This is a genomic window from Vibrio wakamikoensis (assembly GCF_050337275.1).
GTDB lineage: Bacteria > Pseudomonadota > Gammaproteobacteria > Enterobacterales > Vibrionaceae > Vibrio > Vibrio chaetopteri.
In genome coordinates this window covers 252,530-276,406 of the sequence record NZ_JAKJST010000013.1, presented here as the reverse complement: position 1 = coordinate 276,406, position 23,877 = coordinate 252,530, and the positions used below count along the sequence as shown (strand labels likewise).

Sequence of the window (23,877 nt, the reverse complement as noted above, 5' to 3'; positions counted from 1 at the left end):
ATGTTAGACGGAATTTTACAAGGCCTTTCCACGGCCGTGATGCCAATGAACATCATGATGGTGATCGTTGGCTGTTTTGTCGGTACCTTTATCGGCATGCTCCCAGGACTCGGCCCGATTTCAGCTATCGCGCTGATGATCCCTATCACATACGGACTTGACCCTTCATCGGGACTCATTCTCATGGCAGGCGTGTATTATGGCGCCGTTTTTGGCGGTTCAACCTCCTCCATTTTGATTAATGCCCCTGGCTGTTCGTCGACAGTGGTCACTGCTTTCGATGGCTATCCTATGGCGCAAAAAGGTCAAGCGGGTAAAGCATTGGCGCTTGCTGCTTACTCCTCATTCACGGGTGGTACATTATCCGCCATTATGTTGCTGTTTGCTGCTCCAGCATTGGCAAAAGTCTCTCTGAGTTTTCAGTCTTCCGACTATTTTGCACTGATGCTGCTTGGTCTATCTGCCGTTGCAGCGTTCGCTGGCAAAGGCCAAGTGCTGAAAGCTTGGATGATGGTGGTACTCGGACTGATGCTGTCTACAGTGGGGATCGACAAAGGCGTTGGCGTTGAGCGTTTTACCTTTGGTCTGACTGATCTTATGGATGGTTTTAGCTTCCTGTTGCTCGCAATGGCGACATTTGCGCTTGGCGAAACCTTGATGGGTATCCTAAAGCCAGAACAAGATACACGCCAAGATGAACAGAATAAGCTCAGTGACATCGGTAGCATGAAAATTACCAAAGAAGAGGTCAAAGAAGTCGCGCCTGTTTCTATTCGCTCATCTATTCTTGGCTTCTTTACAGGCGTCCTTCCGGGTGCTGGTGCAACAATCGCTGCGTTTCTCTCATACGGTATGGAGCGTAACCTTGCGCCAAAAGAGAAACGTGAAGAGTTTGGTAAAGGCAGTATTCGCGGCTTAGTCGCTCCCGAATCGGCCAACAATGCTGCGTCTAGTGGCTCATTCGTTCCACTGCTAACACTCGGTATTCCGGGTTCAGGTACAACCGCAATTATGCTGGGTGCACTGATCGCTTATGGTATTCAACCTGGCCCACGATTGTTTGTAGAACACCCCGATGTCTTCTGGTCAGTCATCATTTCGATGTACTTTGGTAACATTGTGCTAGTGATTTTGAATCTACCTTTGATTCCTTATATCTCTAAGCTGTTAGCGGTTCCAAGAACCGTGCTGCTTCCAATGATTTTATTCTTCTCTATCACTGGTGTTTATCTCGTTTCATTCAACACTATGGATGTCTTTATCATGCTGTTGATTGCAATGGGTGCGATAGCACTAAGACTGGCTAACTTCCCGCTTGCCCCGCTACTACTCGGCTTTATACTTGGTGGCTTGATGGAAGAGAACCTTCGACGTGCGCTTATGATTAGTGATGGTGAACTAAGCTTCTTATGGGAGCGCCCTATTACGCTTACCTTTACTGTGTTGGCTGTGCTGGTGTTAATCGGGCCGTCCATTTTCTCGTTGATGAAGAAGTGGTTCCATCAGCCGAAGAAGGTTGAGTCTTAATAGTACGCTTCGCCAATGGAAACATAAGCGATGCGTAGCAAGCCCTTAGCTCCTCCCCTTTATAAGGGGAGGCTGGGAGGGGTGCTCTTTTGCTCTATAGCCTTTTTAAGTTACTAGTAAAGAGTCAAGAGCACCCCCTCTAACTCCCCCTTATAAAGGGGGAGAACTACAGGCTAGCGTCTATCGCCGCTTCGCCTGAGATTATATTACCGATGCATAGCGAGCCTATTACTAACAATGCCTCCGATAACAACGCTCCGGCCTACCCACCGACCCATAACTCACATCAGCCTCAAGCTCTCCAGTACCAACCAAAAACTCCAAATACCGCCTTGCCGTCGTTCGACTCGCACCAATGCTATCCCCTGCCTCATCCGCAGTAAAACGGCTATCTTGTTTAAACAGGCCGCGAATTTTCTCCAAGGTAACACCATCAACCCCTTTCGGCAGGCGTACTTCAGAATTGCTCTCCGCACTATTGTTCTGCTGCATCATTTCATCAACGAGGGATTGATTAAGATCGTCAGCATGATGAAGCTGCTCTGTACGTTTTTGATACTTTTTAAGCGCCGCCTCCAACCTTGGGAACATGACCGGCTTTAGTAGATAGTCGATCACACCACCGCGCATCGCATGCTGCAAGGTCTCGACATCTCGCGCAGCGGTAATCAAAATCACATCGCACTCTTGGTTAAGACTGCGAATATGACCAAGTATTTCAATCCCGGTGCCATCTGGTAAATATACATCCAGCATCACCAAGTCAGGTTCCAATACTTCAAGCTGCATCTCTGCTTCTAGTTTTGAGGTAGCAATACCTACGACCTCGAAACCGCCAATCTGCTCTAAATAGCGACGATGTAGCTCTGCGATCTTGAGATCGTCTTCTATTATCATGACTCGAGTAAAGTCATTCATACTAGTCCATCCTTCGGAATGTATACGGTAACACGGGTTCCCATGGTGTTGTTGTCTACCATCTCTAACTGCCCTTGATAACGCTCCGTCAGCTGTTTGACCAAAAACAAACCCACACCTCGATTTTGGGCTGATTTACTTGAAACTCCGCGGGTGGTTAAGGCATCAACATCAAGGTGCTGTGGCAGCCCACAGCCACTATCGGTAACCTCTAGGATGACTTCGTTACCAAAATCACTGACCGATACGTCGACTTTTGAGCGCTCTGCTCGCTGATTCGGGGTTTGCTTGATAGCAGATAAGCTTGCCTCAAACGCGTTGTCGATCAAGTTACCCAATATGGTCACCAGGTCGTCAGCATTGATGCTGTCAGCCAAAGGTTCCAATCGAGATTCTTCATCAACAGTCAACGTCAAACCTAACTCACGAGCTCGCTCGGTTTTGCCCAATAACATTCCTGCTATCAGAGGGTCTTTGACTGTCTCTCTTAAAAATTCTATTAGGGATTGATAGTGCGCAGTTTCTTGTCCAATTAGGTTTTGTACTGCATCCACTTCACCCATTTGCACCAAACCACTAATCGTATTGAGTTTGTTGCGATGTTCATGAGTTTGTGAGCGCAGCATCTCTGCATAAGCTTTGGTTTGCGACAGTTGGTCAGTCAGCTCACTAATTTCATCCCTGCGACGGAAACTTGAAACGGCGCCAACCACCTTATTCTCAACAACAATTGGGCTTCTATTTGCAACGATACGCTGTTGATTGAGATAGAGTTCTATGTCGTGATCCGCCTCTTGATTATCAATCAACGACTGGAGATCGGAATTAGGTAGCGCTTTACTCAGCGGTTGGTTAAGCACCTTCCCTTTATCCAACCCTAAGATGTCACAAGCACTGGTATTGATGGAACGCAGCACCCCATTAGTATCGATACTGATGACCCCTTCTTTAATGGTACTCATGGTCACATCGAGTTCACCATATAAGCGGCCTATCTCTTCCGGTTCAAAGCCGAGAATAGCTTTTTGAAAACGTCTGGAAATGAAGTACGAAACAATCGCATTGGCTATGAGCACTAATACCGCCATTCCTAATAAGAACAGCAAGTAAGGCTCAATGCGATCTTGCAGTCTATCTAACAAATAACCGACAGAAACTACACCAATAATGTTACCGTCTTGATCAAATACAGCCGCTTTGCCGCGAACGGATTTACCTAGCGAGCCTTCTGCAAAGGACACATACGACTGACCGTGAACCAGAGCCTGGTCGTTGTCGCCCCCTTTCATAGGCAGGCCAATACGCTCATCCACTGGGTGTATTAAACGGATGCCTTGCTTGTCACCAATCACAATAAACGCCGCGCCGATCATCTCAGTGAGGCCACGATAGCGATCTTGCATAAGCGAAGCCGTGTCGTACTCAATCATGTGGATAACAGCAGAAGACTGAGCAAGAAATGTCGCCACGCCTTTGGCCTTCAAGCCCACTTCCTGCTCTTGAGATTGTTTAATATAGCTAAAGCCTGCGAGCGTTAAGACAAGCAACTGCAACAATCCCGACACTGTCATGATGATCAGCATTCGGTATCGAAAACTTATCTGGTTCCATTTCATTTACACACTCCCCCAAACGGCAATGTAACAGTATTGCAATATGCCAGCATCCATACCGAGAGCGAACTGTGAACTGCCCAACTGTTTTGACATGGTTATCATTGTGTTGTCTATTTTTACATCAGTTTACACACTCGTGATGTTGCAATCGTGTTCATTCTGTAACCTGACTAAGATCACACCGTTTTTAGGTTAAATTTAGAACTCTTGACTACCTCTTTCGTATAGTATGAAAGGTGCCTCAGTACAAAGCAGAAGAACAAGCATGTATTTATGCCCAAGACTCTAATCATACTGGTTGGCGCAACAACAAAAACAATAAGCAATGAAGCAGTAGTACCCGTAACTAATAGCAATATTAGGTATCTGATAAGGGAATTATTATGGAACGTGACTGTTTTGGAATTTGCCTTGATAAGGCTTTGCTGTCGCAACACCGACGAGCCACCTTTACTCACGTAAGGGCTTATCACACTGCCACCTCTTTGGAAGACGATTTGGAGCAAGACGTTGTCGTCTCGTTCTCATCGCCTCAAATGTCAGGCAACGAAGTACTTAAGGTGCTGAAACAATCAAAACACTTGTTGTGGCGAGCGGGCTATCTTTGCCCTTCTCATGACTAGTGTAGTAACGAGCATCTAACGGTAACTAACAACAATAGCTAGGTAAAAAGCAACATCTCCCCAGATGTTGCTTTTTTTTCGCCCCTTCAACACACATTAATAAATACTGAAAAACAAACACATAGATGCGTAGTTTTCGCCAAAGCATCTATAGTTAAGTTATTGCACACCATTTTATTAGAGCATATACTCTAGAAAGATTTTATAAACACCTGTTTGGAGCATTCATGAAGATCAAGTCCCTGCCATTGGTCATGGGCGTTTTACTAGGATCACTTTCATTTAGTACCGTAGCCGCAGAGGTCTCTTTTGATGAAGCATGGCAATTGCTTCAGCAGAACAACAACTCCCTAGCGGCTCAACGTGCTAATGTTGAGCGATATGGCCATTTAAAAGACGCTTCAAGCAGTCTCAACCTCCCTAAAGTAACGGTGGGAGCAAACTATACGCGCCTTGACCAAGACGTCACGCTGAGCGGCCAACAGTTCGCAGACAGTTTGAGTGGCGTACCTAATATTCCCATCCCTGGTTTGGGGCAGGCTCTTGGTAATTTGCTTGGTGGCGTGACTTCTACCCTAGAGCACAAAGACATTTTCAGTTCCTCTATTCGTGCTGTCTGGCCTATCTTCACCGGTGGTCGTATTACGGCTGCACAAACTGCGGCTGAAGGTAAACAAGAAGAAGCACAGAGCCAGCTCGCGATGGAAGTCCAAGCGCGATATGAAGATCTCAGTAAATACTATTTCAGTGTCATTTTGGCCAAAAACGTCGTCGATACACGTGTGGCGGTTGAAAAAGGGCTGACTAAGCATCGCGACTTTGCCCTAAAGATGGAAGAACAAGGACAAATCGCCCGAGTGGAGCGCCTCCAAGCAGAAGCTTCATTGGATAAAGCGGTCGTTGAGCGTAAAAAAGCCGAACATAGTCTAAACATTGCTCAAGCGGCATTGACTCAAGTACTTGGGCAAATCGAGAAAGTCGAACCACGTGATGAACTTTTCATTAACCGAACTTTGCCACCGCTGGATGCTTTTATCGACCAAACACTTGATACCTACCCTGGCCTTGCGATTCTCGATGCCAAAGAGAAGCAAGCCAGCAGCTTAATCAAAGCTGAAAAAGGTAAATACTACCCAGAAGTCTATGCGTACGGTGACTACAGTCTCTATCACGGTGACTCTTTAACTAGTCAGCTTAAACCTGATTGGCTGGTTGGCATTGGCGTCAGCGTGCCACTACTGGAAAACTCTGGCCGTAGCGAGCAAATGAAAGCAGCCGGTAGCGCCGTCTCTCAAGTACAGTTTTTGCGTAAGCAAGCTCGCCAAGATTTGAGCGTGTTGGTTGAAAAAACCTATCTTGAAGCACAGCAAGCCCTTGATGAAGTTCAAGGGCTAAATTCCAGCATCAAACTGGCGCAAGAAAATCTGAAGCTGCGTCAAAAAGCCTTCTCTCAAGGGCTAGGCCGCTCTCTCGATGTGGTTGATGCAGAGCTCTACTTGGCCAGTATCAAAACTCAACAAGACGCAGCGAGTTTTCAATATCTGCTGTCTTTAAACAAACTGCTCGCGCTTTCTAGCGAGATGAACAATTTCTCCAGCTACAAATACAACGCTATCACCCCTGCCCAATTACGATCTGAGGATGCATCATGAACAAGGTAAAACCCACTTTAGTTACACTAGGCACCGTTGCCGTTATTGGTTGGGTTGGCTATAAGTTTTTCGATGCTTACCAAGCCCCGGCAATGCATATTCAAGGCCAAATAGAGTCACAGCAATACAGCATTTCATCAAAAGTACCTGGTCGTATCGATGACGTACTCGTCCGAAAAGGTGACGATGTCACTGAAGGTCAGCTCATCTTCACTATCCACAGCCCGGAAATTGAAGCTAAGCTGGAACAAGCGGTTGCAGGCGAAAAAGCCGCTGGTGCTCTCGCAAAAGAAGCAGAAATTGGCGCGAGACAACAACAAATTAAAGCCGCAGAAGACCAATGGCGTAAAGCGAAGGCCGCTGCTTCGCTAATGGAAAAGACCTACCTTCGTGTTAACAACCTCTATAAAGATGGCGTTGTGGCCGAGCAAAAGCGTGATGAAGCGCTAACCCAATGGCAAGCAGCGAAATACACTGAAAGCGCAGCGTTTCAAATGTTCCAAATGACCAAAGAAGGCGCACGAGACGAAACCAAACTTGCAGCGGCAGAAAAAGCACGTATGGCGGCTGGCGCAGTTGCGGAAGTGGAAGCGTATGCTGCCGATACTAAAATCCACTCGTGGTTTGACGGTGAAGTTTCGCAAGTGCTCCTACATAGTGGTGAGCTTGCCCCGCAAGGTTTCCCTGTAGTGACTGTTATTGATACCAAAGATACTTGGGCTGTGCTCAATGTTCGTGAAGATGCGCTGCGCCAGTTTGAAAAAGGCAGCGAGTTTGACGCTTACGTCCCTGCTTTAGACGATACAATCACTTTTAAAGTCACTCATGTGGCAGTGATGGGCGATTTTGCAACTTGGCGTTCTACCGATGCCACGCAAGGGTTTGACCTTCGTACGTTTGAAGTAGAAGCTCGTCCGGTGGATGAGGCTCCGCTTCGAATGGGTATGAGCTTGGTTGTGGAACTATAGGAACAACTATGCCACAAGAATCATCCCATACTTCAGCTAAAACCCTAGAGCAAACTCACGCTCTAGGGAAGATAGCCACAAGGCGAAAGTTGGTCAAAAGCCATTTTCGGAGTCAGTGGCATCTACTTAGGCACGACAAATGGTTATTGTCGTGCCTTACTTGGCTGCCCATCGTTTTGTGTTTATCCATCTACTGGATATTCTCTCAAGGGATAGCACATAGCCTTCCTATTGGCGTTGTCGACCTTAGCCAAAGTACACTGTCACAAAGACTTGTCCGTAATTATGATGCGACGTCGATGTTAAGCGTCGATCATCAATACAGCGACATAGGCCAAGCCAAGACAGCAATGATAGACGGCGATATCTACGCCATTTTGTACATTCCACATGGCTTTGATAAGTCGGTAATGAAATCTATGCCGCCGCAAGTAACGCTGTTTTATAACAGTCAATATATCTTGGTTGGTCGGCTAATTAATTCTGCCGCACTGCAGGCGCAAGGGACATTCAACGCACAGGTCGAAGTGGTTAAAGCGCTTACCAAAGGCAATACCACTAGCGCCGCTGCAGTGGGTAAAGCCGTTTCGGTAAGAACGCAAATCACGCCGCTGTTCAATAAAGGCATGAACTACGCTCAGTTCTTAGTGACGGCAATTGTGCCAGCCATTTGGCAAATCGCTATAGTCTCCTTTACGGTATTAGTGCTCAGTGCCAACTATCGAGTCGCCGGAATTAAACCTTGGCTTGGCGAAACCAAACTGGTTCGTCACCTTGCAGCGACACTGATGCCCTACTTTGTTTGGTTCTCTACGCTCGGGTTTGCCTTCTTGATTTGGTTCTATGACATCATTGGCTGGCCGATGGAAGGGAGCTGGATAGTGCTGATCATCGCGCAATTGGTCACAACGGTTGCTTGCATGATCATGGGCGCGCTGTTCTTTTTCCTTACCTGTGATGCGGCTCGTGCGATGAGCTTTGCGGGCGCGTTTACGGCACCTAGTTTTGCTTTTATGGGTATCACTTTTCCTGCCACTGACATGAGCCCACTGGCGTTGTTCTGGCGTGAGCTTCTACCCATCAGCCACTATATTGAGGTTCAAGTAAGCCAAGCAAGCTACGGCGTACATGCTGCTCAATCTCTGGTGCATCTGGCTCCAATGTTGGGCTATGTACTACCTCTTGCGCTTACCGTGTTACTGATCAAAAAGCATCTCAGTAAGGAGTTGTCAGCATGACATTACTGGAGCACATCAAGCTCGAACTTCGCGCTATTTTAACCAATCCAGTCGTGGTATTGACTGTGTTCGGTGGCGTGATTTTTTACTCGTTCCTATACCCACTTCCCTACAGCCACCAAACGCCGCGTGAGCAGCCTATCTCAGTGGTCAACCTCGATAAAAGCCAAACCAGTTACCAGCTTGAACGAATGGTAGACGCTACTCCGAACGTCCATGTCGTCCAGCGTGACTACACAATAGAAGCCGCTAAACAGGCCTTTCTAAAAGGTGAAATTACTGGCTTTTTGGTGATCCCCGAGCACTTTTATAAAAATTTGATGCTCGGTAAAAGCCCTGTGCTGGCCTACGCTGGTGACGCGTCACTCTTCCTAGTTTACGGGACGGTTGTTGAAGGTTTGGCACAAGCCGGCGGTACGTTGGCCGCCAAAGCTAAGGTCTCTAAATTACTTATTGATGGTGTGCCGCTCGAACTGGCTAGTGAGCAATATTCGGCAACTAAGCTGAATTCTAAGCCCACGTTCAACCCTCGGATGGGATATGTCGATTACGTCGTGCCTGCGGTATTTGTCCTAATTCTTCAACAAACACTGGCTATGGCATCGGGTTTGGTTGGCGGTACACAGCGCCAAGGTAAAGGATATTGGAGCCTACGCCCTGTATTGAGCGTCGTCTTAGTGCGAACTTTAGTGCTCACCGCTATCTATTACTTGCTTGGTATGTTTTATTTCGGTGCCAGCTTCGATATGTACGGGATCAGTAAGCTCGCCAACCCGTTTGAAATGCTGACGTTGATGCTACCTTTCTTTTTGACGTCTTGCTTTATCGGCATTTTTCTTGGTGCCATCACGCCAAGGCGAGAGCTGGTTACCGTGCTGGTACTCATCAGCTCGATGCCTCTTATCTTCTCTGCGGGCTTTATATGGCCAGTAGAAATGTTACCTGTACCGATGCAGTGGTTTGCAGCGTTATTCCCTACTCAGGCTGCTATCAGTGGCTTTTTGAAGCTAAATCAAATGGGTGCCGAATGGTACCAGATTCGAGAGCATTGGAATCATCTGTGGTTACTAGCTGCGGTTTGGGGTGCACTCGCCACTTACTGCTTTAGTAAGTACCGTAGCCAACCTACTGGCTAAGATAAAATAGTGACAATAACAAAAGGGGTCAGCGCATATAGCGCTGACCCCTTTTTGATTTTTATCGCTTATTGACTCTGTAGTTTATTGATTTAGAAACTTAGCTACGCGCCAACTCCACTTTTTCTTCTTTCTCACCTGCAGCTGGGTCATTGAATTTCTCAAGATCCAATGCACCTTCTGACTTAGCAACAATACAAGTTACTGCACTGTCACCAGTGATATTTACAGCAGTACGAATCATATCAAGTAGACGGTCAACACCCATGATTAGTGCAATACCTTCAAGCGGCAGACCGACTTGGTTAAGTACCATAGCTAGCATGATAAGACCTACGCCAGGGACACCTGCAGTACCGATTGATGCTAGCGTTGCCGTTAGAATCACTGTCAGGTAATCACCCATAGTTAGATCGATGTTGAATGCCTGAGCAATAAATGCAGTCGCAACACCTTGCATGATAGCCGTACCATCCATGTTGATGGTCGCGCCAAGAGGAATGGTGAAAGACGATACTTTATTGTCTACACCCAAACGGTTTTGCGCAGTTTCCATCGTCACAGGGATGGTTGCGTTTGATGATGCGGTCGAGAACGCAAACATCACCGCATCTTCCATCTTCTTAAGGAAGGTGATTGGGCTTAGTCCAGTGAAAGACTTAAGCATCACGCTGTAAGTAACCAAACCATGTAGCAGTAGTGTCGCTGTAAGCACTAGGAAGTACTCAGCTAGATTTAAAATGGCACCCAAGCCAAGACCTGTGAACAATTTTGCCATTAGGAAGAACACACCGTATGGGGCGATATTCATCAATAGCGCAACAAGCTTCATGATAACGTCATTCAGGTCGCGGAATGTCGCAGCAATGCGCTCACCTGGCTCACCAGCTGCACTGATCGCGATACCGAATAGCACGGCAAACACGATAACTTGAAGGGTCTTACCTTCAGCCATTGCGCTGATTGGGTTCGTTGGGAACATATCAATGATGACTTGACCCAGCGATGGCGCTTCTGTCGCCGCAAATGAACTTGCTGCAGTTAGGTCAGCGCCCGCACCTGGCTGGAATACCGTGCCCATAGTCAATGCCAGTGTAATGGCAACTGCTGTGGTAGCGACGTAGAATAGAACTGTCTTTCCACCTAAACGGCCTAGAGTGGTGACATCTTTAAGAGAGCTGGTGCCGCATACAAGCGATACGAAAACCAGTGGAACAACGAGCATTTTCAAGCTGGCGATAAAGACTTGACCACCAACCTCAAAAAGGCCGTTTACAATGTAAGCGTCTACAAATCCGTTCTCAGCAAATAGACCTCGAATAGCGAAGCCCGTCAAAATACCTGCAACCATACCGATAATCACGCGACTCGTCAGTGACATTGGTTTCTTGGCATTAGTCATAATTACTCCTTTTTTTATATTGCTTGTTGATGGAGACATCAAAAGCCGGAGCAGATTAGCAGTACCCTTTAGGCGATTAGAATCACAAATTTGTTTTCCGATCACACGACGTGACACAGATCACCAAACTTGTTATAAAACGCAAGCCACAACCAACATAAAACCCACAAAATGGTCACACAATAAGTTAAAATACAACTTTTGATAACTTATTGAGCATTATATTCTTTTCATCTTCAGATAAGTTTTATTTATAACTAAAGATTATGTAAAAATTGAATGTCAGCCAAAACGAAAAGGCCAGCATTAAATGCTGGCCTTGTTAGCTACATAGACGTTTATACTATTGTGCCTTTATCGACTCTAACTTGATATCAAAGATAACCGCAGTTTCCGCTGGAACCGTCGGGTGAGCGTCTTCTTGGTACGCAAGATGCGCGGGTACGTAAAGGCGCCAAGTCGCTCCAACTGGCATTTCTTTGAGTGCGACAATCCACGCAACAGGCGCTTGATGCAGCATGACACTCATCGGCTCAGGAAGATGAGCTGACCCATCCACCTGCTGACCATTCAAAAGCCAAGTTTTATGACGAATAAGGAACTGGCTGCTAGGATCAGATTCTTGTCGCTCTCCACCCTCATCAATGATCTCAATTTGAATGCCAGAGCTGTGAATCGTCACTTGTTCACGGGCGGCGTTACGCTCAAAGAATGTTGCTTCAAACTGTTGTTTTTGCTCAACATGCTCAGCTTGCGCTCGTTTGCGTTGCTCTTCCATTTCCTTTTTCAGCGCTTCCGCTTCACTAGGGTCAAAAGGCCATGGCTTTTGCATAAACGATTCCATGATCGCTTCTTGAATGATCTTGATGTTCATTTTTGGAAATGATTTTTGAGCAAGCTCTTTAGCAATTTCTCGGCCGTAGATATAGCTTACTTTTTGTTCTAGTGTTTCGATTTCCATAACAACCTCTTGGATTCTGGTTATGGGGTTATGATACGTATCAACCCAGAAAAGAAAAGTATGTTACGGATACTCGAAATCATCAGAAAAAGCTAAGGGCCACAATGGACCCTTAATGATTTACGCTGTTTGAGATTCAGATGCACCTGACTCGGTTTGCTCATTCACATCAATGGACTCGATGATTGGCAGGGTTTGAGCAACGTACTCACCTGGTGCCGCACCCAGAACTGGATAGTCATCATTGCCTACTGGGAATGGGTCAACTTGTTCTTCTGGAATGTATTGAGCAAGCCACTCATTCCAGTGTAACCACCAAGACCCTTTGTGATGATCGGCATTATTAATCCACTCTTCCGCTGACTCATCCAGCGTTGAGTTTGTCCAAAAGCCATACTTCTCTTTTTTGGGATGATTAACGATACCGGCGATATGCCCTGACTCACCAAGCACAAAAGTCTTGTTGCCACCCATTTTCAAAGCACCGCGATACGTGCCTTGCCACAGAGCAATATGGTCTTCTTTTGTAGAGATGAAATAGCTTGGAATACGAATCTTATCTAGGTCAATCCAAACACCGCCAATTTTAACCCCTTTGTCTGCAATCAACTTATTCTCTAAGTACAGCTGGCGTAGTAAGAAGTTGTGCGTAGCTGCAGCAACGTTCGTACTATCACTGTTCCAGTACAACAAATCAAAATCGACTGGGCTATTTCCCTTGAGATAGTTATCAACGTAGTAATTCCAGTACAAACTGTTCTCACGCAGTAGACTGAAGGTCACACTCAATGAGCGGCCGTCCATGTAACCCAGAGAATTATTCTGAAGTTCTATCGCACGAATAATAGTATCGTTGATGTAGGCACCGACTTCACCAGGCTGGCTGAAGTCTAGTAACGTCGTAAAGAAAGACGCTGATACAATGCGCTTCTTCATACGTTTAGCGGCATAGTAAGCCACGGTAGACGCCAACACCGTGCCACCAATACAGTAGCCCGCAGCATTGATCTGATCTTTACCTGTAATCGACTCAATCGCCGCTACCGCTTTGACAACCCCTTCCGTCACATAGTCGCCAAATTCTACTTTAGCTTGTGATGGACCAGGGTTTCGCCAAGACATCATAAACACCGAATGACCTTGCTCTAGAAGCCATTTCACCATCGAGTTTTTCTCACGAAGATCGAGGATGTAATACTTATTAATGAACGGCGGAACGATCAGTAGCGGTGTTGCATTCACCTTTTCAGTCAGCGGGCGGTATTGAATAAGCTCAAACAACTCATTTTTAAATACCACATCTCCAGACGTGTTCGCGACATGCTCACCAACCTGGAACGCTTCTGTATTCGTCATGCGAATTTTCAGTACATCCGCGCTCGCTTCCATGTCCTCCTGAAACTGCTGTAAACCTGCAAGCAAGTTTTCACCGTTTTGCTCAAGCGTAAGCTTTAGAAGCTCTGGGTTGGTTGCGATAAAGTTGGTTGGCGATAGTGCGTTTAAAGTTTGACGGGAGAAGAACGTGAGACGCTCTTTGATTTTCTCGTCCACACCTTCAACGGAGTTGATAGTGTCGAGGTACGTTTTACTGAATAAAACGTAAGACTGTTTGATGAAGTTGTAAAACGCTTCTTCTTTCCACGCGTCGTCTTGGAATCGACGATCGCCTTTTTCAACGTCAACAACTTGTTCTTTACTGGATTGCAGCGCGACACGCTGCCATATTTCGAGTTGCTGCATCCACCACTTGGTTTGCATATCCAACATAGCGGCGGGTTGCTTGGATGCCTTGTCCATAAACTCTGCAGTGTCCTCAGCATTGAGTTCCTGCATCGCTTTTGTCAGAGGGCTATTTACGGCTGCCTTGCCTTGCTCGAAGTCTTTCCACCATTGCTGGTTGCTCTCCTGCAGTTTCACAAGGTAGTCCGAAAAGAAGTTTTGGAACATAGCTAAAACCCTTTTCTTGGAAACAAAAAAAGGTTGCGGGAACGAGTGCCCCCGCAACCCTCTATCTATATAGGTACTGAATCTACCTAAAACTGATATTAAGCCGGTGTGCTCGCTTTAACAGCGTCAGTAGTGATAGTTTCTAGGTCTTCTTTGAACTCTTTTGCTACTTGCTGAAGCTTGTTGCTGTCATCCATCATTTGTTGTGACAGACGAGACATCGTGCTCAGTTGCTGGCTGTTGAAAACCGCCAGAGATGAAACATCTTTAATTTCTGTTGCCGCTTTCATTTGGCTAACACCCAACTCGCTGTATGCACGCATAGCATTTAGTTGAAGTTCAGTGAGTGTTTCAACATTTTTTGTCATGAGCTTGTTGAACTTTGCGTAAGGTTCAAACGTTTTTTCAGACTGCTCGTTGATTACTTTGAAAATATCCGTGTACATAATCATTTCTCCTAAGAAATATACATTCCAGTTTCTAGATCAAATCTATCCCAGTTAGTTGGGCTTCCGACAACACAATTAACAGCGCTTAACAACGACTGCAGTTCCCATGCCACCACCAATACATAAAGAGGCGACACCTAGATCTTTATTTTCTCGTAGCATCTCGTGAATCAAAGTCACGATGATGCGGTTACCTGAAGCACCCAGAGGATGCCCTAACGCAATCGCGCCCCCATTTGGGTTTGCACGTTGCAAAATTGACTCTGCACAAACGCCGTGTTCAGAGGCTAAGTTACGAATAACACCAAGGGCTTGTGCCGCAAATGCTTCGTTTAGCTCAAACACATTCACATCAGAAATTGTCAGCTCAGCTTTGGCTAATGCACTGGTCACCGCTTGCACCGGACCTAAGCCCATCACTTGAGGATCTAGACCTGTTTGAGCACTCGCCAGCAGTTCGCAAAGTGGTGTCAAACCCAAACGATTTACCGCAGATTCTGACGCTACAACCAGAGCACTTGCACCATCATTGATCCCAGATGCATTACCAGCGGTCACTGACCCTTCACGGTCAAATGCAGGTCTTAGCTTGGCAAGACCTTCCATTGTTGCATCCAATTTTGGATACTCATCCGTAGCAAACTCAACCACATTACGACGGACTTTGACTTCTACAGGGACAATCTCTTGTTCAAACTTACCCGCTTCGATAGCTGCGACTGCTTTTTGCTGACTGCTTAGCGCATAAGCGTCTTGATCATCGCGTGATATATCGACTTGCTTTGCGATGTTCTCTGCCGTCACACCCATGTGATAAGCATTGAAAACATCCGTCAAACCATCCGAGACCAACAGGTCTTTTGCAGTCATGTCACCCATTTTGTGACCACTGCGCGCTGTCGGCGGCATCGCAAAAGGTATTTGTGACATCACTTCAACACCCGCCGCAACAACCACATCGGCTTCACCAGCTTTAATATGAGAAGCAGCATCCATTAAGGTTTTCATTCCACTGCCGCACACCATATTTAACGTATAAGCTGGAACTTGTGCCGGAATACCTGCTTTAATTGAAGCTTGACGACCAATGCCCATTCCTTGATTTGCACTGACCACATTACCAACAATAACTTCATCAATGTCTTCGACTGATATCGCGGTTGACTCCAGTGCGCCTTTTATTGCCGCCGCCGCTAAGTCACCTGCTGATATATTTTTAAGGGTACCGCCAAAACTACCAATTGCAGTTCGTTTTGCTGCAACTATAAATACTTTTTCCATTGTTATCCCTTATTAGCCTTACGCCATGTATAAGCCGCCATTAATAGCGATTGTTTCACCCGTAATATAACCCGCTTCTTCACTTGCCAAATAAGCAACTGATGCGGCAATTTCTTCTGGTTTAGCTAAACGCTTTAATGGAATAGTACTCTTAATTGAATCCAATACTTCTTCACGCATAGCTTCAACCATAGGAGTACCTGTATAACCAGGAGCCACAACATTCGCGGTCACACCAGAACGAGCACCTTCCGCAGCCAAAGCTTTAGTAAAACCAATCATGCCCGCTTTCGCTGCGGCATAGTTGGTCTGACCAAACTGACCTTTTTGTCCGTTGACAGATGAAATGTTAATGACACGACCATTACCTTTTTCGCACATGGCCGCAAAGAGAGGTTGTGTAACGTTAAACACGCTATTTAGGTTGGTATTGATGACATCAAACCAGCTGTCTGAGGTCATTTTTTTGAACTGGCCATCGCGAGTAATACCGGCATTGTTTACAACAAGGTCAAAAGTACCTTCTTCTTGTTGCAGCAATCCTAGTTTTTCCTTGCACTCCTCGGTATTCGTCACATCGAGTTCGAACAAACGAACCTGATCTTCTGTAAAGCCTTTTTCATCAAACCAGCGCTTAGCACACTCATAGTTCCCTGTGCTGTACGTTGCAATGAGACGATAATCTTGCTGAACAAGTTTCGAAGAGATAGCAGAACCAATTCCGCCTTTTGATCCCGTAATTATTGCGAGCTTTTTCATTGGTGACTCCATTCCTAGCAACTAGCTTTATTAGCTATTTTTTTAAAATTATAAATAAGACGACTTAGTACGCTTTTTTACTTAGCTGAGCTGACTTTTATTATTGAAATTACATAGCTTTTATTACGATTTAAGTTTTAAATATAAATTTAAAGGAATCTTAATATTTCACCATCGAATATTTAAGTAACACGCCATAAAGTTGATCGCCATCACAAATGATAATGTAACTGACAACAAACAATGTAAACAAACATTAAAATCATCCACAACAACGCAACCCACTGATTTGGCGAATTAATTTATTTAATCGACACTTCTATAAACAAATTCTAACAATCAAATGCGCACTAAAAAAGTGCACTCACTTGTGAATTAAGTATCAACATAATAGCGTATTTTTGAATGCTAACTATCAGTTAATTTTATTAACTCCCTGAAATGCCACAGTATTAAAATAGAGCCAATAATTTAATACATCACACAATCGCAACATTAGTTAACATAAAAACAACACCCACCCCATAACAAGTCGCAATACGTCTCATTGTGGTGCTTTGCAAAATAACGTGAGCAAATTCACCCACAAAAGGCAAGGTCAATCAGAGAGGAAACTTTAGAGGATAGTCGCAATTACAAATATGTACAGAGATTGGCCATCTACACGTCAAGGTAGATAACCAATTCTTTTGGAGAACCACAGATAGTAATTGTGACCGATGGTCACTAAATGTCCAACAAACGCATTTGAGCTTGATTGAGTCTTAGTGCTGTATGCGGTAGCAACCATTTCTTTTGATCTTGCTGTTGAATGCCGTCACGTGAGACATAAAGGCCGTGTAGCACCCGTCTTCTAGTACCGACATGGTTTATGGGAGGGGTGCTATTTTTCTCTTAAACCACTAATAAAAAAGAAAAAAGAGCATAAGAGCACCCCCTCTAGCTCCCCCTTATAAAGGGGGAGAACTACTTGGCTCGCTACGCATCGCCCTATGTTTCAATTAAACGTCCCAATACGTCCTTTCTAAACCCTAAACTGCCCCACCACATCATCCAAACTCTGGCAACGCTGCTCAAGGCCAACACAAGACGCTTCCGCACGCTTAATAATCTCTGCCATTTTATGGCTGTCTTCAGCGATTTTTTGAATACTCGCGTTTAGCTCACCACTTACCGAAGTTTGTTGCGATGCCGCCGTGGCAATGTGCGTGTTCATCTCGTTGATAATGCCGACTGAGCTTGAGATCTCGCCTAGAGCAGTCGACGCGCTTTGTACCAATGAAATTGTTTTCTCGCTCGTTGAACGGCTGGATTCCATGGCATGAACCACAACGCTGGTACCTTCTTGAAGCCGCTCAATCATAGTTTGAATATCACCGGTGCTTTCTTGAGTTTTACTCGCCAAAGAGCGAACCTCGTCAGCTACTACCGCAAATCCACGTCCCTGTTCACCTGCACGTGCAGCTTCGATTGCAGCGTTAAGCGCAAGCAAGTTGGTTTGTTCGGCAATACCACGGATAACATCAAGCACAGAGACAATATTGGTCACATCTTGATTCAGTCGTTGAACACTTTCTTCAGCAGCGGAAATTTCTGTTGCTAGCCCTTGAATAGAAGTTACCGTATCACCTATATCCTGATTCGCCACAGCGGCTTCTTCAGAGCTTCTGTCCGTCGCCTGTGCCGCTTCTTGCGCATTTTGACTGACGTTCTCACTGGTCACACGCATTTCGTTAATGGCAGTCGCCACCATGTCACTTTCTTGCTGCTGAGATTGAGAAGATTCGGTGATTTCAGACGCTAGTGTAATTAAATCTTGAGTTTGTTGTCTGACTTGCGAGGTAGACTCAATGACTTCCGTCACGGTAGTTTGAATTTTGCCTACAAACAGATTAAATGACTGACCCAATCGGCCAATTTCATCAAAGGAAGTCACATCAACACGACGTGTCAGGTCGCCTTCGCCTGAGGCTATATCAGCCATTGATTGCTCAAGACGCTGGATTGGACTCACGATCAAACGCGTCACCCAAGCGGCCAGTGCCAGTGCAATCACAATCGCCACTAGTGTACCCACTTCAATAGCAAATTCAGCTTCTTTGACCGCTTTATCGCTATCAACGCGTGCTTGATCTTGGAGCCTCTCCATTTCATCAAGAATGACTTTCAAGTCACTTCTCATAGTCGTGAACAAGTCTACCAATCGACCTTTATCTTGAGAGAAAGCTGCCATAGAATGCTCATGATCAGCAAACATCGCTTCATAGCCGGCAACAAACTGCTTAGTGTTGCTCAGCAGCGTGTCCAAGTACGGCTGGAAACGTGAATCAAGAATACCTTGATCGATAAGCTGCTGAACAATTTCAACCCTTGGCACCGCGTTGTAAGCATTATCTTCAAATTCAAATTTTTGCTTATCAAACTCAACAGGGTCGCCATTAGCAACGAGCATCGCATAGCTTGCGCCCACAACTTGGTAGTAGTCGCGATAGGCATCTTCTAGAGAGTTCATGACCGGGGTGATTTGATCGTTGAGCTGATCATTAATCACTGCTTGTTTGTTAAACAGCAACACGTTGTAAATTGCGAGACCACTAAAAATTACCGCCATTAACAGCACGGGCAACAGCATTTTTAGCCTTAGGCTGGTATTATCAAACCATTGCATACATTACTCCAATTATTAGACTTAACTTTATTTTTATTTCTCTGTTATCGCCTAATAATTGACGACCTTTAGAACATAGCGTGCCCTATGTTAGATTAGTCGCACTTATTTATGAAAACATAAGGATAATCCGACAACTAACCGTCTGATTTATAAATAGCTCTCATTGAATGTTTCATTTTCGTTACACCCTACAATGCGCTAAACTGGAACCTGTTTGCGGTTATTACACGGATGTTGAGTTATGCCAGACCGTCGTTCAGACACCTCTCAATCCCTACGAAAGATTCTAATATCAGGTGGTTGCGCCATTATGGTGCTGCTTGCGATTTTCTTCTACAGCGAACGCTCATTTGATCAAACCAAACAGCAACTCATCGGGCTCCAAAAAGATGTACTAAAAGCGGCAAACTCAATGCTTATGATGCGCCGTCATGAGAAGGACTTTATTGCGAGAGTTGAAAATCAATATGTCGAAAAAATGGAGTCTGAGTACCAAAGCATTCTGTCCCAAATTGGACAAATCAATACAGGAGTGATGGAATCTGGCATCAACATTGATTACAACGGACAACAAGCACTCGCCAATGTAGACGCGTATACCCAACGATTTTTCAAACTCGGAGAGTTAGTGGTAGTCATTCATGGCGCAGACCAAGGACAAGGTCTGATTACGCATTTTAAAGATAAGGTTCTTGCGCTCGAACACGCGCTCATTCGCGCCAATTCAAATAACGTCGACCAGATAGCACTTGTCACCAAAGACCTCATGTACCAATTCTTCAGCGATCTTGACCCTAGCATTTTGCCGCGCATCGACCGCAATCTCGCACAGCTTCAGCAAGCGATGACTCAAGAGCAGCTAGACTTTGAAACCTTTAGCCAATTTCAAGAATTCCGACTTGCCTTTTACGCGTTGCAAAGTGCCTATGAAGAGTTTGGCTACACACATCAGCAAGGCGAACTTGGCAAACTAAGAGCCACCATCCACCAGTTGGAGCAATCACTCAATAGCTTGTTTAATGATTTACCGCCATTAATTACGGCCAAGCTCAGCGACTATGAATCCTATCGCATCCTGTCGGCGATTGCTTTGGTCACCGCTATAATCTTAGTCCTTCTTAGTGTTACGCAGCGAGTGACTGCACTTGAGAAGCAACTCATCCAAGCACGTAAGGACGAAGCGCAAGCTAGCAAGGCGAAGAGCGCCTTTCTTGCCAATATGTCCCATGAAATTCGTACTCCGCTTAACGGCATATTGGGAATGACAGAGATACTTTCTGATACTAAGTTATCCGCTAGCCAAAAGGACTACCTAGAGACCATTAACGCGTCTTCACAAACTCTGTTGATGTTGATTAATGACATTCTCGATCTATCCAAAATTGAATCTGGGCACCTTGAGGTTTGCCCTCACACCACAGCCATCAAAGAAACTATTTATGATACTGCCGCTCTTATAGCTCCCAAAGCGCAGAAAAAGTCACTGGATATCATTATCGACATAGACCCAGACGTGCCTGATTACGTTCAAGCGGATGAGCAAAAGGTGCGTCAGACCCTGATGAATCTGGCATCCAACGCAATCAAGTTTACCGATACTGGGAGCATCTCCTTTGCGTTAAAAGCCATTCAATCCAGTGACACTGAGGTCTCCATCGGTTTTAGCGTCAAAGACACTGGCATTGGTATTGACCTAGAAAAGCAGCGCCACGTATTCGAAGAGTTCAAGCAAGAAGATGCAGATACGTCTAAGCACTATGGTGGAACCGGTCTGGGTCTCGCCATCTGTGCAAAAATGGTTGAGATGATGGGCGGCGAGATTGAGCTTCAATCTAAGAAAGGTTCTGGTAGCCAGTTTAGTTTCACATTGACTTTCAAGCGTGATGACCATGAAGTTAAAAACGAAGATAGTTTGAGCATCGCCTATATTTCTCAAAAGCCGAGTTCCTTACTTACTAACGAGTTACAACGCTTTGGTTGTAACTTAATTCAACTCTCCGATGTACGCGACGAACTCTTCCATCTCAGCACAACAACCATCATTATTTCAGATGACGCACAACATCTTGCTGGGCTACAAAAAGCAGGTGCCCCTTGTCGTTTAGTGTTGCTGCGTGATAATAAGCAAGGGCAAGAAAACTCAGATATCAACGTCGATGGCTACCTGACCGTCCCGCTTTTCGGCAAAAGGATGATGAACACGCTTCGACAGATTGCAGCCGACTCCAGGGAAAACGTTAGTTCTAACAAATGTACCAGCGACAACGCTGATGATTGTAGTACAACCGTTGTTACTACCGCCGCCGAGAGTGAGAACACTTCAGCGGCTGACACATCAACAGAAAACAATGAAGAGCTAAACAGACGCCACTTCAAAATTTTGGTGGTTGAAGATAATAAGGTGAATCAGCAAATTGTCAGCCTTAATTTAAAGAGGTTGTCTATTGACTTTGTCATTGCTAATAATGGACAAGAAGCCGTCGATATTTATCAGCATCAACACGACTCTATTGGCCTTATCCTTATGGACTGCATGATGCCTGTACTGGACGGTTTTGAAGCAACGAAAGCCATTCGAGATTATGAAAAGAGTGAGGGAATTAAACAGACTCACATCATCGCACTGACCGCATCCGTACTCGACGATGACATTAAACGATGTTACGACAGTGGTATGGATGACTATCTGCCTAAACCATTTAAGCGCGATATCCTTATGGAAAAGCTCGATGCTCGTATTCAAGCCTCTTAAAACTTAATTAAGATGCTTGAATACCTAAAGTAGGCACAATCGTTAAAACTAAAAAGGGAGGCGAACATCGCCTCCCTTGCCGTTTACTAGTAGGTCACTATGCACCAATCACGCCACCATCTTTACGTGTAATCATCACCACCGATGAACGCGGCACTGCATTCCCACCTTCAGGGAAATGCGAAGGCGCTAGATCTTCACCTGGGTGCTGAACGCCAACAAACATGGTTTTGTAGTCGGGCGAGAAGGTCAAGCCAGTGATCTCACACGCAATAGGCCCGGTTAAGAAACGGCGGATTTCGCCCGTCGCTGGATCGCTACACAACATTTGGTTGTTACCCATACCTGCAAAGTCACCTTTGTTTGAGTACTTACCATCTGTTTGTATCCACAAACGACCTGATTTATCAAAACCAATGCCGTCTGGGCTGTTAAACATGTTGTCTTTGTTGATGTTGTCCGTGCCTGCCATCAAGCCAGACTTGTGGACTTCTGGATTACCCGCAATCACATAAATGTCCCACTCAAAGGTATCTGACGTATGATTCCCTGCTGTAGGGTTCCAGCGGACAATATGCCCATAAGGATTTTTTTCTCGCGGGTTAACCGCATTGATCGGCTGCGACTCTTTAACACCACGATATTTGTTGTTGGTAAGTGTACAGAACACTGACAGATTGTCAGGGTGGACGGTTACCCACTCTGGGCGATCCATTGTCGTCGCACCGACTTGCGTTGCAGCCATACGAGCAAAAACCATTACTGACGCCGCATCCGGAAAGCCATTCTCTGGCGTTAAGCCATTTTTGCCCCAAGTCAGTTCAAGCCACTGACCTTTACCTTTGAGTTCACCTTGCGTGCCTTCAAACTTAGCAACATACAATGTGCCCTCTTCCAATAGGTCACGATTCGATTCTGCACCTTCAACATACTTATTCTTAGAAACGAACTTGTATAGGTGCTCGCCGCGTTCATCATCACCCAGATACACCACAACATGGCCATCACCGTTGACAGTTAGCGCCGCATTTTCATGCTTAAATCGGCCTAGTGCACTGCGTTTTTTCGGTGTTGAATTAGGATTCATCGGATCAATTTCAACAACCCAACCGTGACGGTGAGGTTCATTTGGCTCTTTGCCCATGTCAAAACGAGCATCGTGCTTGTACCAATCGTAACCACGATCTTTCGTGTTTAGCCCATAACGTGCATAGCTTTCACCAAGCTCCGTGCCTTTAGTATCGGCAAAATAACCATTGAAGTTTTCTTCACAAGTAAGGTATGTACCCCATGGCGTTTGGCCATTCGCACAGTTGTTAAATGTACCTAGAATCTTCTTGCCTGATTTGTCTGCGCTTGTCTTTAGTAAGTCATGACCCGCGGCAACGCCTGTCATTTCCATCTCAGTATACGCGGTCACGCGTCGGTTAAGACGCCCGTCTAGGTTTACTTGCCACTGACCAAAGTTCTTTTTAAGTTCAATGACAGATACGCCGTGTGCTGCTTGCGCTTTGCGAGCATCATCGGCAGTAATACTTTTACCTTGGTGAGGATACAAATATTCGTTATTGGTGTACTCGTTATTGACCACCAACACTGCGCGATCATTATCAATTAAGAAAAATGTCATGCCATCATTGTTGTCACCAAACTGCATTTCTTGTGCTTTGGAGTCATTGTTCTGACTGAATGCAGGCGCGCCATTTTTAATCGCATCTCCCCATGAAATAAGCACGTTCGCTTGGTAACCTTCTGGAACCGTGACAGCGTCTGAAGTTGAAATCGGAATAGCATCAAAACCCATCAAAGCAGACGACGCTGGTTTTACACTTGCTACCGCTTGACTTAAAGGCGTAGCAGCAAAAAAACCAACGGTGGCAGCCGCTCCAGTCCCTTTTAGAAAACCTCGGCGCGACATCGCTGCATCGACAAACTTATTAAATTCTGGTTCTTGATCGAGTGGACGCTGATCATCGT

Annotated in this window: 17 protein-coding genes; 7 read left to right on the top strand and 10 right to left on the bottom strand. The window is 45.5% G+C overall.

Translation table 11 applies throughout. The features are described from left to right. Positions 1-1,527, top strand: a complete 1,527-nt coding sequence (locus L4C42_RS04415; RefSeq protein ID WP_353496271.1) for a tripartite tricarboxylate transporter permease — start codon at positions 1-3, stop codon at positions 1,525-1,527. A gap of 231 nt (positions 1,528-1,758) precedes the next feature. Here the strand turns inward: L4C42_RS04415 and L4C42_RS04410 are convergent, their stop codons facing one another. Together L4C42_RS04410 and L4C42_RS04405 are read right to left on the bottom strand one after the other, a co-directional pair. Then, entirely contained in the window at positions 1,759-2,445 is a 687-nt protein-coding gene (locus L4C42_RS04410) for a DUF977 family protein (RefSeq protein ID WP_429759500.1), read from the bottom strand. Further along, positions 2,442-4,061, bottom strand: coding sequence for an ATP-binding protein (locus L4C42_RS04405; protein ID WP_353496273.1), 1,620 nt, complete (start codon positions 4,059-4,061; stop codon positions 2,442-2,444). The genes L4C42_RS04410 and L4C42_RS04405 overlap by 4 nt, the downstream gene beginning before the upstream one ends. A 383-nt stretch (positions 4,062-4,444) precedes the next feature. On the opposite strand from L4C42_RS04405, the gene L4C42_RS04400 reads away from it, so the two are divergent. The 5 genes from L4C42_RS04400 to L4C42_RS04380 all read left to right on the top strand — a co-directional run bounded on the left by L4C42_RS04400 (position 4,445) and on the right by L4C42_RS04380 (position 9,678). Further along, positions 4,445-4,684 (top strand): cation transporter, encoded by a 240-nt coding sequence (locus L4C42_RS04400; protein ID WP_429759498.1) that lies wholly within the window; start codon positions 4,445-4,447, stop codon positions 4,682-4,684. Positions 4,685-4,938: 254 nt separating this feature from the next. Further along, entirely contained in the window at positions 4,939-6,336 is a 1,398-nt protein-coding gene (locus L4C42_RS04395; RefSeq protein WP_418642278.1) for a TolC family protein, read from the top strand. Then, the gene (locus L4C42_RS04390; protein ID WP_429759496.1) at positions 6,333-7,304 is read left to right on the top strand and encodes an HlyD family secretion protein; all 972 of its coding nucleotides are present in this window, start codon (positions 6,333-6,335) and stop codon (positions 7,302-7,304) included. Before L4C42_RS04395 ends, L4C42_RS04390 begins: the two co-directional genes overlap by 4 nt. Before the next feature lie 8 nt (positions 7,305-7,312). Further along, a complete protein-coding gene (locus L4C42_RS04385) occupies positions 7,313-8,542 on the top strand; it encodes an ABC transporter permease (protein WP_429759494.1) in 1,230 nt (409 codons plus the stop codon). Then, on the top strand, positions 8,539-9,678 hold the full coding sequence (locus L4C42_RS04380; RefSeq protein WP_353496278.1) for an ABC transporter permease: 1,140 nt from the start codon (positions 8,539-8,541) through the stop codon (positions 9,676-9,678). Before L4C42_RS04385 ends, L4C42_RS04380 begins: the two co-directional genes overlap by 4 nt. Before the next feature lie 100 nt (positions 9,679-9,778). Here the strand turns inward: L4C42_RS04380 and L4C42_RS04375 are convergent, their stop codons facing one another. From L4C42_RS04375 to L4C42_RS04345, 7 genes are all read right to left on the bottom strand, one after another. Next, a complete protein-coding gene (locus L4C42_RS04375) occupies positions 9,779-11,080 on the bottom strand; it encodes a dicarboxylate/amino acid:cation symporter (RefSeq protein ID WP_042499845.1) in 1,302 nt (433 codons plus the stop codon). A gap of 343 nt (positions 11,081-11,423) precedes the next feature. After that, positions 11,424-12,041 (bottom strand): FKBP-type peptidyl-prolyl cis-trans isomerase N-terminal domain-containing protein, encoded by a 618-nt coding sequence (locus L4C42_RS04370; protein ID WP_429759491.1) that lies wholly within the window; start codon positions 12,039-12,041, stop codon positions 11,424-11,426. A gap of 120 nt (positions 12,042-12,161) precedes the next feature. After that, on the bottom strand, positions 12,162-13,988 hold the full coding sequence (phaC, locus tag L4C42_RS04365) for a class I poly(R)-hydroxyalkanoic acid synthase (RefSeq protein ID WP_353496280.1): 1,827 nt from the start codon (positions 13,986-13,988) through the stop codon (positions 12,162-12,164). Positions 13,989-14,086: 98 nt separating this feature from the next. Then, on the bottom strand, positions 14,087-14,434 hold the full coding sequence (locus L4C42_RS04360) for a phasin family protein (RefSeq protein WP_418642189.1): 348 nt from the start codon (positions 14,432-14,434) through the stop codon (positions 14,087-14,089). Positions 14,435-14,512: 78 nt separating this feature from the next. Continuing rightward, positions 14,513-15,718: an acetyl-CoA C-acetyltransferase gene (locus L4C42_RS04355; RefSeq protein WP_353496282.1), complete on the bottom strand. Its 1,206-nt coding sequence runs from the start codon at positions 15,716-15,718 to the stop codon at positions 14,513-14,515. Positions 15,719-15,736: 18 nt separating this feature from the next. Continuing rightward, positions 15,737-16,477: an SDR family oxidoreductase gene (locus tag L4C42_RS04350; RefSeq protein WP_112460850.1), complete on the bottom strand. Its 741-nt coding sequence runs from the start codon at positions 16,475-16,477 to the stop codon at positions 15,737-15,739. 1,024 nt (positions 16,478-17,501) lie between these two features. Beyond that, a complete protein-coding gene (locus tag L4C42_RS04345) occupies positions 17,502-19,145 on the bottom strand; it encodes a methyl-accepting chemotaxis protein (protein ID WP_429759487.1) in 1,644 nt (547 codons plus the stop codon). 244 nt (positions 19,146-19,389) lie between these two features. Between L4C42_RS04345 and L4C42_RS04340 the strand changes: the two genes are divergently transcribed. Next, positions 19,390-21,900 carry an ATP-binding protein gene (locus tag L4C42_RS04340; RefSeq protein ID WP_429759485.1) on the top strand — a complete coding sequence of 837 codons (2,511 nt, stop codon included), beginning with the start codon at positions 19,390-19,392 and terminating at the stop codon, positions 21,898-21,900. Between the two features lie 97 nt (positions 21,901-21,997). On the opposite strand, the gene L4C42_RS04335 is transcribed toward L4C42_RS04340, so the two are convergent. Next, entirely contained in the window at positions 21,998-23,818 is a 1,821-nt protein-coding gene (locus L4C42_RS04335) for a PhoX family protein (RefSeq protein ID WP_429759585.1), read from the bottom strand. Positions 23,819-23,877: the final 59 nt, after the last annotated feature.